Below are 18,217 nucleotides of genomic sequence, written 5' to 3'. Positions count from 1 at the left end.
GTTATAACCAGATTAATGGGTTACGGATAGGTAAATTTCTAATTACTTCTTCTACTTGTGGGTTATGGTCTAATTTTGCCCAAGTGGCAAACCAATCGCCTTTATTGTATTTAACAGCACCAAATAATAAAAATGGCTGTGCTACGGGCCAATTCTCCCAATACATCACGTCGGGCTGTAAGGTCCACTTTGTTTTATCGGCTATAAATGGGTATAAATAGTTGATTGCTTTTTTAATTGATTTGCCATCTGCGGTTTCAAAATCCCAGAGGTTATCTTTTGGGATAGAAAGGATCTGGCAGAGCATGGTCATGGCATCCAGGTTAAAGATCGAATAACCGTAAGGCTTTGTTCTCACAGTTTCGAGCGGAAAACTTCCATCATTACCCATCTGGTTGGGTAAAAGAATGTTTTTATAACTGGTACGCAGAGAATCGAGCATATTTTCATCGCCACAAAGTTTGGCAAACGAAGCCACCTGCATGGCCCAACAGGTGGCATGGTTATTTTTTACGGTTTTCTCCTGAATGCCCGGTTTGCTCGTGTTGAGCCATAAAGTATAATCGGCAAACCATTTTTTAACACCCTTGGCCGTTTTAGGATCGAAAGCTTTGGCTTTCTGCATCACAAATGCCCCCTGTGCTACTTCCATTAAATGAATGGTATCGATAATGCCATAGTTACGGCCTGTAAATTTCCCTTTAACGGCCTGCGCAAAAAGCAGGTTGGGATTCATTAGGGTTTCAGCGTTAATAAACCAGGCCTGAAAATGCTTAACGGCTTCTTTCACGTATTTTTCATCGCCGGTAATTTTGTAGGCAGAAGCTAAAGCGCCGATAATCTTACTAAAACGAACCATGGCTTTGCGGTGGGCCAAAAAGTTATCGGGATTGGTCAGTCCATCCCTGTTGATATAAGGCCCATCAGGGTTTTGTGGATCGGGCCAGAAATAATCGGCTTCGGAGAAGAAGTCGTGTTTTCCACCTGCACTCCTTGGCGAAGAGGAAGCGGTAACGGTAACCGGTTTTTGCTGCATGGCCGAGGCGGCCTCGGCCAATACCTGTTTTTTAAGCAAAACTTCTGCCTGCTTTTTTAAATCTGTTCCTTTCGGATTGTCTTTCTGGGTTGCAATGGCTCTCGCGGTTAAACAGAGCAGCAGCAATAATGCATAAGGGATGATTTTTTTCATTGGTTTATTTCCTAGATGTAGCTTTATAATGTTGTAAATACCGTTTTTAAACCTTCTGATGCGACAGAAACAACACTTTGACCTTTGTTTAAGTGCACCTTGATGATGGCCCTGCCATTATAGGCCTGCACCTTACGTGAACCGGAAGAAGTACCTTGATTATCAATCAATTTACCATCACCAGTTAAACCAAAATTAATCCAGTTAATGGCATCCAAACAGGCTATTCCTTTATCATCAAATAGTTTAACTTCTATTGTAGCCACATCGCCCTGCTGATCGATCTTTTTCAATTCCATTTTAGCAGGTTTGGTCCATTTTTCAGTTTGGTAGGTAAACCTGATTTCGTCGGTAACAGTTTCTTTTCCTTTTTTGGCAATTACTTTTACCGTATTTTCACCTTTTACGAAAGGAAGATTCCAGCGCAAACCTGCCGCAGGGTAATCCTGGCTATTGCGTTTTTTGCTGCCGAAACTTTTTCCGTTCAGGAAAATTTCAGCCTCGGTGCAGTTCGAATAAACTTTTACCATTTTCTCTTCACCAGCATCGCCCCAGCGCACAGGCCAGGTGTGGCCATAAAGATGAACCATTGGTTTATCTGTCCAGTAGGATTGGAAAACATAATAAGCTTCTTTCTTGGTAAAATCGCGTTCCACTACCCCTTTTTGGTTCATGTATGGAACGGGGTTATCAGGACGAACCGGTGTAGAAAAATCTTTAAAAGGCCAGTAAGCCGTACCACTTAACCAAGGCATTGTTTCTTGCTCTTTTAAATGCCAATCGATTAAATTGGTAATGTAAGATTCGCTCCAATCGCCATCCTTAGAAATCCTTGCCGCCCCACCGTACAAAGAGGCATCGCCTGCACGTTCATCGGCGCTGCCACCGGTTTTAATTTTACTTAAGGCCTTATCGGGGTTTTCTGAATGCCTTAAAGCATGACTATCTCCGCCCCACTCTACATGTAAAAACCGTTTTACCTTGGCAAATTCATCTTCCGAAGCTTTTTTATAATCGGTATAGGCGCCACGGTACCAGCCCGCCCAAATGGATGGAGAATATACATCAACAATGTCGCTACAGAAATCGCACCTGCGGATAGCGGTATAACGCGATTTATCTAACTGGTGCGATAAATCGTTCAGCTCTTTCATAAAAGCCCTGATTTTTTCTTTATCAAATTCAGGAAAATCGCCTGGCCAGTCGTTTTCATTGCCCATGCCCCAAATAATAATGGATGGGTGGTTGTAATGCTGCTCAACCATATTGGTGAGCATCCTTTTAGCCTGCTGTTTGTACACATCGCCGCCCAAACCGCCACGGCACCACGGAATTTCTTCCCAAACCAATATGCCCAAACTATCGCAAAGGTTTAATACAATGCGCGATTGCTGGTAATGGCCCAAACGGATAAAATTAACGCCCATATCTTTCATCATCAGCATTTCGGTCCTGATCATCTCCTCCGTCATGGCTGCTGCCACACCTGCATGGTCTTCGTGGCGGTGCGTTCCGCGCAACAACAAACGCTTTCCGTTTAGGTTAAATGGCCCCTTTTCTACAAATTCGATATTGCGGAAACCGATTTTTTCTTCGCCTTTGTAATTCCCTGTCGAAGCAATTACTTCGTACTGCACCGTATATTGAACTGGCTTATCGGTCGACCACAGTTGCGGCTTCTTCACTTCCAACGCCCATAAATCAATATCGCCGCTTAGGTTGCTGAGTTTTTTCTCTGTTTTGGCCACCATTTTACCGGCTGCATCGAGCAATTTTAACTGAACAATGGCTTCGCCAATGCCCGAAGGATTGTACAAACGGGTTTTAACATGCAGTTTACCCACTTTCCCCTGAGCATCTACCTCTGCTTTGGCAAACATTTTATCGACCGATAAGGCCGGCGAGTAAACCAAATTGAGGTAGCGGTAAAGACCACCGTACACATTAAAATCTGAAAGATCAGAAGGGATCATTTCAAGATCTCTTGTGTTATCGGTTCTTATCGAAACGGGAACTTTGCCCTTAAACTGTTTTTGGTAAACATCTGTTTTTTTGAAGGCTGCTACAGCCTCGGTAATATCAGCCGTCCATTCGTCGTAACCACCTACATGTGTGGCTACTTTCGTGGTGTAAACATACACTTCTGTCTTTTGTCCGGCGCCTTCAAAATGCAGTACCGATCTTCCGTTTTGATAGGGATTATCGATTTTAAGCTGTGTACGGTACCATGCTGGCCCCTGATAATAATTTACATCCGGATCTACCGCATCTTCGGCATTTACACAATGTGGAAGATTTACTTTCTGCCAAAGAGGTACTGCTTCAGGATTTCCTACGCCAACCGGGCGTACAGCTTCCCAAATGCCGCCAAGATCTTGCTTTAAAAACTCCCAATTGTTATTTAAACGGACAGATTGCTGTGCGAACAGCAATTGATTGGCAAACAGGGCAATAAATAAAAATAAGTATCTAACTAACTTTAACATGTATATTGAATTAAACTTTTAAACGCATTTTTTTCTTCTCTAAAAAATTTACGATTCCAATTACCAAAAAAGCAACAAAAAATGACCTTATGATGCCCCCAAAGCCTGAACTTAAAAAATGAGGGAAGTGGAAATGTGCCAAATGCAAAAAAGAGTATAAGAGGTAAGGAATAAGGTAGCAGGTTAGCGTACTGGTGCCTGCAGGTTTGATGATTTTAAACCAGTCTTTTTTCTTTTTCACATCAACAACATAAATCAATACCTCAAAAGCGATAATGGTAATGCCCATGCATACAAATATCCAGGCCGGAGTGCTGTAAATCTTAGAAATCCCCCCTGTGTAAGGTCTGATAAACATGCCGAAAGCAAACGATAAAAGACCATAAAAGGTAATCAGTATCCAAAAATCGAGGTATTTTTGATACCCGATCAGCTTTTTGTACATAGAGGTGATCAACACGCCGCCCAACATTAAGGTAATGGAAGAAGCATCGCCGATGATCCATAAATGGTAAGGAAACAGCCCCATGTGCGAAGTAATGTTGATGGCCGCAAAGGCTACAAAAGCCAGCATCAGCAGCAAAATATTTCCTTTTGAAAAAAGATATACAAAAGCCGAAACCAGATAAGCCCAACCAATAATACCCAGAATACCCCACCAATGCGGCTTTAAACCTTCTGGATTTTCTGCCGAACCGCCTTTATATAGCACAGCTAGCAAAACAATCAACACAATACCGACGCCGATAAAGGCATTCTTTTTTACTTTGGAAAGCGTTGCGGGATAATCTAACCACACCAGAAAAAAACCTACAGTTAGTAATATGGTATAAACTGGATAGGACAGCAAAGCTGCCTGCTCATTATAATTTTCTAAATTAACATGAAAAAAGCCCATTATAATTAATGCCAAGGCCCTTAAAACAAGATAGCCGGATATAGAAAACTGCCCTAGGCCTTTATCTTTTCTGCTTTGGATGGCAAATGGTAATGAAAGGCCAACGATAAATAGAAAAGCTGGAAAAATCAGGTCGGAAAAGCCCATCCCATCTGCATCGGCGGGTGCATGTTCTATCCATCCAGGGATATGCGATACGCCTGCAACATCGTTCACAAAGATCATTAGAAACATGGTTATGGCCCTTAAAACGTCGATAGATAAAATACGGAGCGGCAGCTGGTTCATATTTATGGATTAATAGATTTTTCTAAGCTGAATGGCATTTAAAATGGGTTTACCCTGAATGGAATTGAAATCAACTGAGATGCCTTTGCCATTGTGAACGCTTATCCTTGTTGTTTTTTTAACGGCTGTGGTGTACCCAAAATCGGCAGCAAGGTTTACCTTATCCATAAACGGCACACCATTAACAGCCACATCAAAAACACGTTGTTCTTCTACTTCTTTTTTGTGGTTGTTATCTAAATTATAAGCCAAAGCCTCTTTAGTTTCACCCCCCACCAGTTCAGCAAAGTGCAGTGCTACTTCGTATTCACCATCGGGTACATCGAATTTAAACTGCTTAATGCCTACCTGCTGCGTTTGGTAAACGGGATCGTTATCGGTACCTAAAATATTTTTATCGCTGCCATAGGTAATGCGGTTATTGGTTCCTTTGTAAGGTTCGCCACCTATCCAGCCCCAGCTCCCTAATTTGTAAGCTTGGTCGGGCATCCAAAGCTGATGCTCTTTTTCGTCGATATAAAATCGTTTCGAACCTAGGAGGATATTGATGTTTTTAAAAGGAATTTGGGTATCGGTAAACTTAAATGGCTGCAACTGGAAATTGATATCGGCCTGATCGCTCTGATCGCCCGACACTACACGCAACTGGTTTTTGCCAGCAACAAAAGGTACCTGCCAATCGATAATGTGGTCTACAGCTTCTTTTACGCCCAAACTTTTACCGTTTAAGAAAAGCTCAGCAGATTTGAGGTTTGTAGCTACCTGAAGTGGCTGCGTACTGTTCAAAGCGGCCGAATCTGCTGTACCCGTTCTATCTTTCCATTGTGCTGAAGTGATTTTAAGGTATGGTTTACCCAATAAATAGGCCTGATAAAGGAAATAAGTATCTTTTGGCTCGCGACCAATGGTTAACAGTCCTTTATTATTGATGTGCGGCATGGTTTCTTCGCGGGTTTCGGAGTTGAAATCGGCCAGGTTCCAGGCTTCACCTCCGGCTACAAAAGGCCTGCTCAGCATGGCATTTAAATACACCTGGTTGAATTTGACACCGTACTCAACACTTTTATCGAAACGGATGGGCGAAAAAGACCGGACCCTCGGATCGGCATCTGCACCATATTCGGTAACGATAAAAGGTGTATTGGGCAATTCTTTGTGGTGACGGTCTAAAAACTTGGCAAAATCTTCCGGAACGCCCGAATACCAACCAGAATATAAGTTCCAGCCTACAATCATCGGGATTTTTGTTAAACCTACTTTGTTGTAAATATCCCATGCCCCATGGTTAACCAAAAGGGTATATCTTGAAGGATCCTGTTTACGGGTTAAACTATCCAGTTTTTGAGCAAGTTCGCGTACATGGTCGAAATAAATCTGCTGACGGGGTTTATCGTTCGAAAATTTTAAGCGCAGCAAAATCTCGTTCATATAGGCCCAGATGATGATGCTCGGGTGATTGAAATTCTGTTGGATCATCTCTGTCTGCATATTCAAACAGTTATTGGTAAAAGCTTCGCTTTCGGTAATGGTGTTTACCACAGGGATTTCTACCGAAGCTAAAATACCCAAACGATCGCAGGCTTCTAAAATCTGAGGATCCTGCGGATAATGGGCTACCCTTAAAAAATTACCGCCCATGGCTTTAAGCAGCTCTATATCCCTGATCTGTAAAGCATCTGGGGTAGCATTCCCCCTATTTTCGTAATCTTGGTGACGGCTTGCACCGATGATTTTAACCGGTTTATCGTTTAAGAAAAAACCTTCATTTGCATCGAACTTAAACCAACGGAACCCCAATGGATTGGAAACCTGATCGATTACAGTTTTTGTTTTTGCATCTATAATTTTGGTTACCACACGGTACAGGTAAGGATTTTCAGGCGACCATAACGTTGGTTTCTGGATGGATTTAATATCCTGAACGACCACCATATTAGCCCCTTTATTGATATTTACCGCAGTGGTTTGATTGGCAACGGCATTGCCCCTTGCATCGAAAATTGTGTTAATAACCTGAACTTTTTGATTGGCTGCTGAAGCGTTATCGATTGAACTTTTAACCTGTACACTGGCTTTTGAAGCCGAAATCTGCGGCGTAGTAATGAAAATTCCGCTGCTTCCATTTTCTTTTTGCGAAAAATGAACAGGATTGGTAATCAGCAGATTTACATTGCGGTAAAGGCCACCAAAAAAAGTAAAATCGGCCGTTAATGGTGGAATATCTTCATTGAAACGGTTATTGGCCCTTACTTCGATTACGTCGTCATTATAATTTAGAAAAGCTGAAATGGGTACAATAAAACGGGTATAACTGCCAATGTGTTTGGCTGCAGATTTGCCGTTAACCAATATTTCTGCCTCTTGCGCTACACCATTAAAAACCAAAAAAATGTCTTTTCCTTTTGCAGTTTCATTGAGTTTTAGTTTACGTTTATAAATGCCCAGGCCACGGTAATAGCCAGGTGCATCATCCAAAACGTCTTTATCATTCCAGGTATGTGGGACATTTACCTTTTCAACCGGACCGTTTTCTTTGTTAAATTCCCATTGATCGTTCAGGCTGATGGTTTTCCGACCTGCATCCTGAGCAAAGCTGGTTAAGCCGGTTGCTGCTGCAATAAGTATTAATAAAAGTGATTTCGCTTTTAACATTCGTTTAGTTTTTCAGTTCAGTTTATCTGGTTAGAGTGGCCACAGTGTATTTCTTTTTACCACAAAGGCACCAAGTTTTTTTATTATCCATGGTCTGTGTGTTCATAGACCATTTATTTGTTCTTATCCATGGTCTGTGTCGCCACAGTCCATATTGTTATTTTTCACAAAGCTTCTCCGTGTTTCTATGTCTCCGTGGCTTTTCCATGGTCTGTGTCCACACAGACCATTTATATTTTTCATAATGAACATTATACAAGTCCTTCATGCTTCTGTGTCTCCGTGGCTAACTATTTTTTTGCCACGGATGCACGGAGGGCACGGAAAGTTATCTTACCCACCATGGTCTGTGTCCTCACAGACCATTTGTTTGTTTCATTCAAATTTCCTTACACAAATTCGCAAGCCACCACTTTCCATGGTTCGTGTCTTCACGAACCATTTATACAAGTCCTTCATGCTTTATGTCTTCGTGGCTATAACAACGTAAAATCTTTCTCAAGCTTAATATTGTTAGAAGCTGTGCCAATCATCAATTTAAAATCGCCTGCTTCGGCTACCCATTTAAGCTGTTGGTTATAAAAAGAAAGATTTTCTTTATCAATTGTGAATGTTATCGTTCTGCTCTCTCCTGCTTTCAGCATTACTTTTTGAAAATCTTTCAGTTCTTTAACAGGACGTACTATTGAAGAAAATTTATCCTGCAGGTACAATTGCACTACTTCTTCGCCAGCGTATTTACCGGTATTTTTTAGGGTGAAGCTTACCATAATTTTTTCTTCCGGTTTGATCTGTGTTTTATTCAAAGCCAAATCAGCGTAATCGAATGTAGTGTAGCTTAATCCATAGCCAAAGGCAAATTTCGGACTGTTCGGCATATCTAAATACGCAGAACGGTAACGGGTATCTTTATCATTTTTAGCCGGACGACCTGTACTTAAATAATTGTAATACAAAGGAATCTGTCCCTCATCCCTTGGAAATGTCATCGGTAATTTACCAGATGGGTTATAATCGCCATAAAGCACATTGGCCATGGCATTACCAGCTTCGCTACCCAACCACCAGGTGTACATGATGGCTGGAACATTATCGGCTGTCCAGTTAAAAATTAATGGGCGGCCAGCCATTACCAATACCACTACGGGTTTCCCTGTAGCCTGGATGGCTTTAATCAGCTCTTCTTGCACGCCAGGCATATGTATATTGGCCCTACTTTTGGCTTCACCGCTCATATCCAATGTTTCGCCAACCGCCATAATAACCACGTCGGCCTGTTTTGCAACTGCTACGGCTTCAGCGAAACCGGTTTTAGAAGAATCTGCCACTTCGCAGCCTTTCGCATACACTAATTCGGTTTGACTGCCTACCTTATTTTTTAAACCCTGATAAAGTGAAACCAGGTTATCTTTTTCCCAGGCAATTGACCAAAAGCCCTGCATATCTTTTTCCGATTTGCCCAATGGACCAATTACTGCGATTTTTTTAAGGTTTTTGGATAATGGCAAAAGCTCTTTTTCGTTTTTCAACAGCACAATGCTTTTCTCGGCCATTTTTAAAACGGCTTTTCTGTTTTCGGGAGCGTTCAGTTCTTTTTCCTGGCGGCTTTCGTTACTGAAACGGTATGGATCATCAAATAAACCCAATTCGAATTTCTTGCGCAGTATTCTTCTTACGGCATCATCAATTAAGGCCATTGGCACTTTTTTATCTGCAACTAACTTGGCTAAACTCGGTAGATAACTTCTACTTTCCATATCCATATCGCTACCGGCTTTAATCGCCAGTTCGGCAGCTTGCTCTTTGTCTTTTGCATAACCATGGGCAATCATCTCTCCAATCGAACCCCAATCGCTTACCACAAAGCCCTGATATTTCCAGAGGCCTTTTAAAATATCGCGTTGCAGATAACTGTTGCCAGTTGCCGGAATGCCATTCAGGGTATTAAAAGAGTTCATAAAAGTTGCTGCTCCGGCATCAACTGCAGCTTTAAATGGTGGCAGATAAGTTTCCCATAGTGTATGCTCACTCATATCAACAGCATTGTAATCTCTTCCGGCAATAGCGGCACCATAAGCGGCAAAATGCTTGGCACAGGCCATAATGGCATCCAGGTTACCTAAGCCTTTCCCCTGAAAACCCTTTACACGAGCAAAGGCAATTTTTGAACCCAGGTAGGTATCTTCTCCGGCCCCTTCCATTACCCTTCCCCAACGCGGATCCCGGGCAATATCAACCATGGGGGCAAATGTCCAATGTACGCCAGCTGCAGCAGTTTCGCGTGCTGCCACCCTGGCCCCATTTTCTATTTCGGCCAAATCCCAACTTGCTGCCTCTGCCAAAGGAATGGGAAAGGTAACGCGATAGCCGTGGATCACATCTAATCCAAAAATTAATGGAATTTTCATGCGCGATTGCATAGCAACCTCCTGAACTTCGCGGGTTTCTTTTGCGCCGCGTACATTCAGCATAGAACCCAATTTACCATCGCGGATATCTTTTAACTTATTCGGGTTATTGGTGATCGGCCCTGTGGCATCCCGATCGCCAGTGTATTGGTTCAACTGCCCGATTTTTTCATTTAATGTCATCAGTTTTAAAACCGAATCAATCTTCTTTTCAATCCTTTTATCCTGCGCCGAAACCTTTGAATAAGAGGCTGCTAAAAGTAAAGCGAATGGTAAATATTTTCTCATCAATGTTTTTTCTATTTAATTCCGTCTAAAATTCCTTGATAAGCTGCTTTCCGCTGATACTGCGCATCAAATGGCAAAGGCCAATCAGCGCGCTTGTAAAAGGAAGGTATCCAACTATCTGTATCGGTAACATTCCATTGCGTAATGCCGTATTGTTGATTTTTTGGAATAGAGTTGTAGGCTTTAACAATAACCTTGTATTTAGCGGCCTGTTGCTCGCCCAAAGCCACAGTATAGCTTGCACCTGGTACATTATCGGGATTGAGCGAAATATCCAATTCCGAAATATGAACCTTTAAACCAGTTGCTGCCGCAGTTGTAATTGCAGATGCTAGGTTTGCATCGCTTTGGGTAACACGGGTATGCATCTGCAGGCCTATTCCATCAATCGGGATGCCTTTGCTTTTTAAATCGCTAACCAGTTTTAAAATTGCCGTGCGCTTGGTAACGCTATATTCGTGCCCATAGTCGTTATAAAAAAGCAATGCACTGGGATCTGCTTCATGTGCATATTGAAATGCCCTACCAATATAATCGGGCCCAAGTTTCTGTAACCAGATGGTATTGCGCAATGTTCCGTTCTCATCAATGGCTTCGTTTACCACATCCCACGACACCACCTTGCCTTTAAAGTGCCCTAAAACGGTTTGAATATGGGTTTTGAGTAGATTCTCCCAATCTGCAGTGCTTCCCTGAAAGTTATTTACCCAATCGGGCAGCGATTGATACCAGTTTAATGTATGACCATGAACACGCTTGCCATTGGCGATGGCAAAATCGACCAGGTAGTCTGCATCGCTCCAATTGTAGGTATCTTTAGCCGGATGTACTGCAGCAAATTTCATGGCATTTTCTGCCGTAACGCTATTAAATTCTTTAATAACCAGATTCCGGTAATTGGCATTACTTTTTAACAGATTTACATTAAGTGCAGCCCCCATCGGGAAAGGCATGTTTTTCTGTAACGTAATTTCTTCAGTACCATGGTTTGGCCATACCAAGCCTGGGTCGATACTCGTATTCTCCGACTTGGCGCAGGAGATACTGAGCAGCGACATGGAAAGTATCAATTTCGAAGTGAAGCCAATTTTCTTTAATCTCGCTATCATCCTATTTGTATTTGGTCTGTACCTGGTTGTAAAAATCTTTCAGCACGTAAAACGCTTTCTTTTTCTTACCGGTTTCGCTAATGAGGCCTTTACGGTTCCAGAAATTCTGATAAATAGGGTGCTGTCTTCTTGGCGACCTAAAATCGGTCAAAATCCAAGGCGTCATACCGCGCAATGCACTAATTTTACTCAATAAGGTAATCTGGTTTTTGTATAAAGCCTCCTGATATTCTTCGCTCCAACGGGTATTTTCATCGGCATGGAAACCACCAAGGGCATCGCCACCGAACTCGGTTATTACCACTGGTTTTTTATACTTGATATCGAAATTGTATTTGGTAATTTCTGATGGATTACCGCCCCAGTACCAACCGGCATATTCGTTAAAACTTACCAGATCTATTTTTTCGCCCAATGGATCGTTTAAAATAATGTTATTCCCTTCGCGGTGAACTTCAAGCGCTGCCGCTACTAAACGGGTATCGTCTAAATTGCGGGCAGTTTCGGCCAAATTGCTCATAAAGCTTAAACGCGCACTACTTAAAGGTGTTTCGTTACCGATAGACCATACAATAACACTTGCCCTGTTTTTATCGCGAACAATTAAATCGGTTAATTGCTGCTTGGCATTGGCGTAAGTTGCAGGGTTGGTCCAGCTAATGGTCCAATAAACCGGTACTTCTGCCCAAACCAATAAACCCATTTCATCGGCCAAGCGGATCATTTCTTCGTTGTGCGGATAGTGGGCCAGGCGCACATAATTGCAGTTCATATCCTTTGCCCACTGCAGCATCATGCGCATATCGCCTTCTGAACGCAAACGACCGGCTAAAAGCGGATTTTCGTCATGCAGGGAAATGCCCCTTAAAAAAACAGATTTACCATTTAACAAAATGCTATCGCCATCTACCTGAATGGTTCTGAAACCAATTTTATCGTTAATATTTTCTTTATCGGTTTTAATGTTTACGGCATAAAGTTTAGGGTTTTCAGGCGACCAAAGACCCAGATTGTTCCAGGTAAACTCATCGGCTATTTTACCTTCCGAATCGGTTTTATATTTCTTTTCGAGCTTGAGTTCGGGAATGGACAAGGTAACTTCCTGACCTGAAGTGGCATCGGCCAGTTTAACCGAAAAATTAAGGAGGTTATTGTTTCCTTTTACCAATTGAAGTTTGTAATCGCTGATAAAATGATCAGGAAATTCGGCCAGAAAAACATCGCGGGTTATGCCGCCGTAATTCCACCAATCGGTATTTACGGTAGGAATTTCGTCCTGCTTGCGGGTATTATCTACTTTTAGTACAATTGAATTTTCGCCTGCCTTTAAGTTGTTGGTTACATCAAACTGGAAAGGGGTAAAACCGCCTTTGTGCACGCCAAGCTTTTTGCCGTTTAAGTACACATGTGCTTCGTAATTTACCGCTCCGAAATAAACGAAATACCTTTTTCCTTTTTCGGGTTTGGCGTCGAACTTTTTGCGCAGCCAAACATTGCCTTCGTAAAGTTCGAGTTTTTCAGCCTGCGAGTTCCAATCGCCCGGAACGTTCATCTGCGGCGAATGATCGAAATCGTATTCAATCAGTTCTGATTTGTCTTTTTGAACTTTATCATCAAAATAACCTCCTGTTCCGGTTTTCGACTGATCGAAAGGTTCGTGCCTATAATCGTAATACCCATTTTCGTAAGGATCTACAATGTAATTCCACTTGCCATTTAGGCTTTGGATATTACGCCCTTGAATGTTCTGTATAGCCGTAACCTGACCGTAACTGATTGATGAAAGAAGCGAAAAGCAGATTAAAAATACGCTATAGGTTGTTTTTAGCATAACTTAAGTTTTTATTATTAATTAATTGATCGTTTCAAAACTAACAATTAATTAACGGACGGTGTTTCCACCGCCCGCCTAAATTTGAGCAAAATTTAGTTTTTGTTTAGTAACCAGGGTTCTGTCCCAGCTTTGGTGCTTTGTTTAATTCGTTCTGTGAAATGGGGTACAGGTAGTTTTTAGCTGTAAATACCCTGTTCTCTACCGTAAAAGGCGTGTAGGTAAAAGTGGTTGGACCTACCTGCGTAATCCGCATTCCTGTAACAGGTTTGTTAAACGTTATTTCTCCTTCTTTCCAGCGGCGTACATCGTAAAAACGCTGCTCTTCGAAGCAAAGTTCTACCCTGCGCTCGTTATGGATCCTTTTGCGCAATTCATCTTTTGTTGGTGCCACATAACCATTGGCTGCCGGGTTGGTGGTTTGCAAAGCTGGCATAGCCACTCCGCTCCTGCTCCTAATCGCGTTTAAGCTGCTTAAAATCTGTGTTAAAGCGCCAGTACCCTGTGCTTCGTTTAAGGCTTCGGCATAGTTTAAAAGCACTTCGGCATACCGGAAGAAAATCCACGGACGGCGAACCGTAGCACTGTTACCTGCCCAAGATGCACTCTCGCTCAAATATTTACGCATATAATAACCTGTTTTGGTTGCATTTACGTTTAAGCCTAAACCATCTTTACCGCCAACAAAGGTTTCAACCGGCTTACTTTTAAATAAAGTGAGTAGGTAAGCTGCATTGCCCGGAGCTGTTGCTGGCTGAATTGAAGCCGAGTTGTACAATATGGTAAAACCAAACCTTGGATCGCGGTTTGCGTAAGGGTTGGTAGCAACATAACCTGAACCTGCATCGGTAATTGGTCTGCCTGTGGTTTTCATTTCAAATGCATCTACCAATTCTTGTGTAGGGTTGGTACGGCCATTTGCAGCATCGTAACTGATTGGCGCATTGTTCAGTTCGATGGTATTGGTATTTAGTGTAGCGGTTGCAAAAATGGTTTCAATGTTAAAGGCGCCATTGTTCCATAACCAAATGTTTGGATATGAGGTGTAAATACCATGTTTGCCGGTATCCATTATCCTTTTTGCGGCATCTGCGGCAGCCTGCCATTTGGCAATATCGCCGCTTGGGTTGTACTGTGGACTAGCGGCATACAGCAATAATCTTGCTTTTAGCGCCATGGCAGCCGTTTGGGTAGCCCGGCCACGGAGTGGGGTATTCCACTCAGTTGGCGATAAAGGTAATCTTGAAATGGCTTCCTCGCAGTCATCCGAAATCTGTTTCACACATTGGTCAAAAGAGTTGCGTGGCAGATCCAGATCGTCGTTTACGGTAAGGGTACGGGTTACGATGGCAAAACTTCCGTAACGTTTAAGCAGTTCAAACTGAAAAAATGCCCTCAAGAAAAATGCCTGGCCTTTTAAGCGCGCTATTTGAGGTGCTAGTCCTTGATTAGCCGCATTGTTTAGCGGAAAAGTTTCATCAGCCGGAACAATAACCGCCCCATCTATATTTTCGAGAAACATATTGGCCTTGCGGATGCCCGAATACATGTTAAAATACACATCATCAAAGGTTTTAACCGGACTCCAGGTACCGTTATTCAATATATTTATGGATGAGTTTTGATTAGAATTAACTGCCTCATCAGAACCAGAAGCCAATAAAGCGCCATCATCCAGATCGTATCGATCGGAAAGTGAGGCATAAACATTATTCAGGAAATTTCTGGCGTAATCCGGATTGGCCCAAAGCTGCGCCTGGGTAATATCGTTACCCCCACTAAATTCGCCGTCCTGAAGAAATCCGTCTTTTTTACATCCAGCTGCATAAATGGCCACAACAGCTAGGATTAAATAAAATATATTTTTTTTCATCTCTTTTAGTTTTTTTTAAGGAGGTGAAACTTATAGGGTTTTATTTATCCGTTAGGGAAAGAAAACAGCTGTAAGTTTCACTGTCTTAGCTATTAAAATTTCAAATTCACACCGAACGAATATATTTTCATATAAGGATAAGATGAGTTGTAACCCGATTCTGGCAATTCCGGATCGATTGGAAGATCGCCGAGTTTATCAAAAGTGAGCAGGTTTAAGCCACTGGCATAAAAGCGCAGCTGTCTGATCTTTAATTTTCTGATAAACGATGGCGACAGTGAATAACCGATCTCCACATTTTTTAACCTGATATAATCGCCAGACCTGATCCAGAAATCAGAAGTGGCGGTATTGTTGCCACGATCAGTTAAAAGTAAACGTGGATATGGTGCACCAGGATTGCTTGGGGTCCATCTATCAACACTGAACTGGTTTAAAAATCCGTTGTTTGTATTGCCTGCGTTTACCAATTGCTGTATGGTAATCGATCGGCCGCTGGTACCCTGAAACAAGAAGTTGGCATCGAAATTGGCATACGAAACAGAAGCTCCGAAACCAAAGTAGGCTTTAGGTACAAAGTTGAAATCGGTTCTTACGCGGTCCAGATCATTAATTACGCCATCGCCGTTCTGATCTACATATTTGATATCGCCCGGTTTAACATCTTTTGATAACAACTGTTTTGCCGATGCATCTATCTGTGCCTGGTTTTGAAAAATACCATCTGAAATGAGCATCATGCTTACATAACCTGCTGCAGAATTGGCTGTAGCGGCAGGAGAAATTACACTTGAAATTGGATGCCCCAATTGTTTTTGATACTCTGGCAAACCTGCGCCCTCATTTATGGCCAGGATTTTACTGGTGCTGTAGGTAAAGTTACCAAACACATTCAGGTTTACGCCACCCAGTTTTTTGTTATAGTTTAGGCCAGTTTCAAAACCTTTGTAAGAAGCTTCTCCCTCGTTAACATAAATTAGCGCCTGACCTAAAAGACTTGGCAATAAAGAGGCCGTAGTTAAGTCTTTTCTATTTTCGTAGAAATAATCGGCACTGACAGATAGCGATTGTTTGAAAAGTTTGGCATCAAAACCAACACTGGTTTTATAAGCCTTTTCCCAGGTAAGGTATGGGTTGGCCAAAGCCAGTTGACCAGAACCACTTACGCCTGTGTAACCTGTACCGAAAGTATAACCTGCAGCGCTTCTGGTAAAGAAATCGTTGTAGGCAAATCTTCTAGCTGTACCAATGGCATCGTTACCCACCAGACCATAAGAACCTCTAATTTTCAAGAAATCAAGAAAACCAGTTGATCCTTTCATAAAATCTTCGTCAGAGATAATCCATCCGGCTGATGCCGCAGGGAAAAATCCATATCTAGAATGAGGGGCAAAATTTTCTGAACCCGCATACGAAGCTGTTAAATCAAGAAAATAACGTTGGATATAATTGTATGATAAACGGTTTGACCAGCCTTCGCGTCTTACATCCAAGCTACCGAAAGAAGCATAGTTGGCTCTCGAAACCCGGGTACTGAATTTAATATCGTGTTTTCCAAAAGTTCTGTTGTAATCAAATCCTGCCCAAAACTCACTTTTTCTAATATTTCCAGAGAAAACGTTAGATTGATAATCAACCTTGGCAGGCGTACCATATGTTGTATATGTTCCATCGGCCTTAAGCTCGGAAGTTGCATATTGCTGGGTAAAGCCCGAGCGGTACAAACCGGCAATATCATAGGCATAAAACACCTCGCCCGTTAAACCTTTTAATATGCCATCCATTTTTTGGCGGGCACTAAGGGTTGCCATCATATTACGTACCAGATCTGTACTTGCTCCTCGGGCCTCAAGCATGGCCTGTGGGTTATTTTGGGTAAAAATCGATGTTCCACCGTACGATCCGTTAGGGTTTATTACCGGGAAAGCATTTGCAGGCAGGGAATAAACGGTTGACAGGAATGTTGCCGTACCCGCATTTGGAAAGGTAAGGTTGGTAATCCTTCCACCAATATCCAAAGCCACATCCAAGTTTTTATTTACATGCAGATCGATATTTGTACGCAAGTTATAGCGGTTAAAATCAGTGTTGGCATCATAGGTATCGTTATGTCCGCCTTTGTAAAAACCACCTTGTTGATAAGCACTTAACAGGGTATAATATTTAATAAAAGCATTGCCACCGGTTACGGTTGCTACATAACGCTGTGTAGGTGCTACGCGTTTGGTAAAATCCCTAACAAAATTATTGTTTGGATATTTAATCGGGTCTGAACCATCCTGATAAGCCTGTAAAGCGGTAGGGCTGTAAATAGCTGTACCACCACTGTTAATCGAAGCCTCATTGTACAAAGTTGCGTAGCTGTAAGAATCTAAAGGAGCTGCAATCTGCAATGGCGCCTGTAAACCGGCCTGGGCATCAAAAGTAACGCTGGTAGAAGTTGCACTACCTCTTTTCGTTTTCACATAAACCACACCATTTGCCGAATACATGCCATACCAGGCTAAGGTTGCCGCATCTTTTAATACACTAACACTTTCAATTTCTGCTAAATCCATCGATCTAAAATCGCGTTCAATACCATCTACCAATACCAAAGGCTCCTGGTTGCTGTTGTAAGATGAACGGCCACGGATCAAGAAGCTGGATACATCATAACCAGGTTGCTGCGAACCGCTCGGGTAAATGGCCAGTCCCGGTAATCGGCCGGTAAATACATTGGTTAAGGATGATGATGGAATCTGTGGAAGGTTATTGGTACTTATTGTACTGATGGTTGCTGTAACCTCTCTTTTCTTCCTTACACCGAAAGGGATGTAAACATTATCGTCATCGCCAGCATCAATTAGTGCTTTGCTTAAAATAATATCGCCTTTGTTTACTTCTGCAGCTGGTTTAAGCAGCATAAGGTAGCCCACATATTTAAAAACAAGTACATCGCTTGTAGAGGCCGAAATGGTAAAAGTTCCATCAGCTCCGGTAGCTACCGATTTATTGGTTTTATCTTCCTGGATGGAGATGGCCACTCCGGCCATAGGCTTCTTATCTTGATCTACTACCTTGCCTGATACGGTAATCTGCTCATCAGGCGTTTGGCTGTAAACGTTTAGCATGCAAACCCATAAAAAAAGCAGGCAGGCTATATATTTATATTTTGATTTTAATAATTTCATTTTGAATAATCTTTTTAGCGTT

9 protein-coding genes are annotated in these 18,217 nt (G+C 42.2%); all 9 read right to left on the bottom strand.

Features of this window, described 5'->3' with window-relative positions:
* Position 1: 1 nt before the first annotated feature.
* The 9 genes from ACS5PU_RS03830 to ACS5PU_RS03790 all read right to left on the bottom strand — a co-directional run bounded on the left by ACS5PU_RS03830 (position 2) and on the right by ACS5PU_RS03790 (position 18,195).
* Positions 2–1,189: an alginate lyase family protein gene (locus ACS5PU_RS03830; RefSeq protein ID WP_439457951.1), complete on the bottom strand. Its 1,188-nt coding sequence runs from the start codon at positions 1,187–1,189 to the stop codon at positions 2–4.
* A 23-nt stretch (positions 1,190–1,212) separates the two neighbouring features.
* Positions 1,213–3,675 (bottom strand): glycoside hydrolase family 2 TIM barrel-domain containing protein, encoded by a 2,463-nt coding sequence (locus ACS5PU_RS03825; protein ID WP_439457950.1) that lies wholly within the window; start codon positions 3,673–3,675, stop codon positions 1,213–1,215.
* A gap of 10 nt (positions 3,676–3,685) precedes the next feature.
* Positions 3,686–4,861, bottom strand: coding sequence for a DUF5009 domain-containing protein (locus ACS5PU_RS03820; protein WP_439457949.1), 1,176 nt, complete (start codon positions 4,859–4,861; stop codon positions 3,686–3,688).
* Between the two features lie 9 nt (positions 4,862–4,870).
* Entirely contained in the window at positions 4,871–7,513 is a 2,643-nt protein-coding gene (locus ACS5PU_RS03815; RefSeq protein WP_439457948.1) for a glycoside hydrolase family 2 TIM barrel-domain containing protein, read from the bottom strand.
* 476 nt (positions 7,514–7,989) lie between these two features.
* On the bottom strand, positions 7,990–10,209 hold the full coding sequence (locus tag ACS5PU_RS03810; RefSeq protein WP_439457947.1) for a glycoside hydrolase family 3 N-terminal domain-containing protein: 2,220 nt from the start codon (positions 10,207–10,209) through the stop codon (positions 7,990–7,992).
* An 11-nt stretch (positions 10,210–10,220) separates the two neighbouring features.
* Positions 10,221–11,318, bottom strand: a complete 1,098-nt coding sequence (locus tag ACS5PU_RS03805; protein ID WP_439457946.1) for an endo-1,4-beta-xylanase — start codon at positions 11,316–11,318, stop codon at positions 10,221–10,223.
* 1 nt (position 11,319) lies between these two features.
* Complete coding sequence (locus tag ACS5PU_RS03800) at positions 11,320–13,149, bottom strand: glycoside hydrolase family 2 protein (protein ID WP_439457945.1); 1,830 nt, start codon at positions 13,147–13,149, stop codon at positions 11,320–11,322.
* 106 nt (positions 13,150–13,255) lie between these two features.
* Positions 13,256–15,022 carry a RagB/SusD family nutrient uptake outer membrane protein gene (locus tag ACS5PU_RS03795; RefSeq protein WP_439457944.1) on the bottom strand — a complete coding sequence of 589 codons (1,767 nt, stop codon included), beginning with the start codon at positions 15,020–15,022 and terminating at the stop codon, positions 13,256–13,258.
* A gap of 92 nt (positions 15,023–15,114) precedes the next feature.
* The gene (locus tag ACS5PU_RS03790) at positions 15,115–18,195 is read right to left on the bottom strand and encodes a SusC/RagA family TonB-linked outer membrane protein (protein ID WP_439457943.1); all 3,081 of its coding nucleotides are present in this window, start codon (positions 18,193–18,195) and stop codon (positions 15,115–15,117) included.
* Positions 18,196–18,217: the final 22 nt, after the last annotated feature.

The organism is Pedobacter sp. GSP4, assembly GCF_051857575.1.
Classification (GTDB): domain Bacteria; phylum Bacteroidota; class Bacteroidia; order Sphingobacteriales; family Sphingobacteriaceae; genus Pedobacter.
Note: the sequence above shows the minus strand (reverse complement) of the source record. Positions and strands in the feature narration are given on the sequence as shown.

Excerpts from the sequence above, each read along its gene's own strand:
- ACS5PU_RS03820 (WP_439457949.1), bottom strand. The coding sequence starts at position 4,861 with ATGAACCAGCTGCCGCTCCGTATTTTATCTATCGACGTTTTAAGGGCC.
- ACS5PU_RS03830 (WP_439457951.1), bottom strand. The coding sequence starts at position 1,189 with ATGAAAAAAATCATCCCTTATGCATTATTGCTGCTGCTCTGTTTAACC.
- ACS5PU_RS03795 (WP_439457944.1), bottom strand. The coding sequence starts at position 15,022 with ATGAAAAAAAATATATTTTATTTAATCCTAGCTGTTGTGGCCATTTAT.
- ACS5PU_RS03800 (WP_439457945.1), bottom strand. The coding sequence starts at position 13,149 with ATGCTAAAAACAACCTATAGCGTATTTTTAATCTGCTTTTCGCTTCTT.
- ACS5PU_RS03810 (WP_439457947.1), bottom strand. The coding sequence starts at position 10,209 with ATGAGAAAATATTTACCATTCGCTTTACTTTTAGCAGCCTCTTATTCA.
- ACS5PU_RS03790 (WP_439457943.1), bottom strand. The coding sequence starts at position 18,195 with ATGAAATTATTAAAATCAAAATATAAATATATAGCCTGCCTGCTTTTT.
- ACS5PU_RS03825 (WP_439457950.1), bottom strand. The coding sequence starts at position 3,675 with ATGTTAAAGTTAGTTAGATACTTATTTTTATTTATTGCCCTGTTTGCC.
- ACS5PU_RS03805 (WP_439457946.1), bottom strand. The coding sequence starts at position 11,318 with ATGATAGCGAGATTAAAGAAAATTGGCTTCACTTCGAAATTGATACTT.
- ACS5PU_RS03815 (WP_439457948.1), bottom strand. The coding sequence starts at position 7,513 with ATGTTAAAAGCGAAATCACTTTTATTAATACTTATTGCAGCAGCAACC.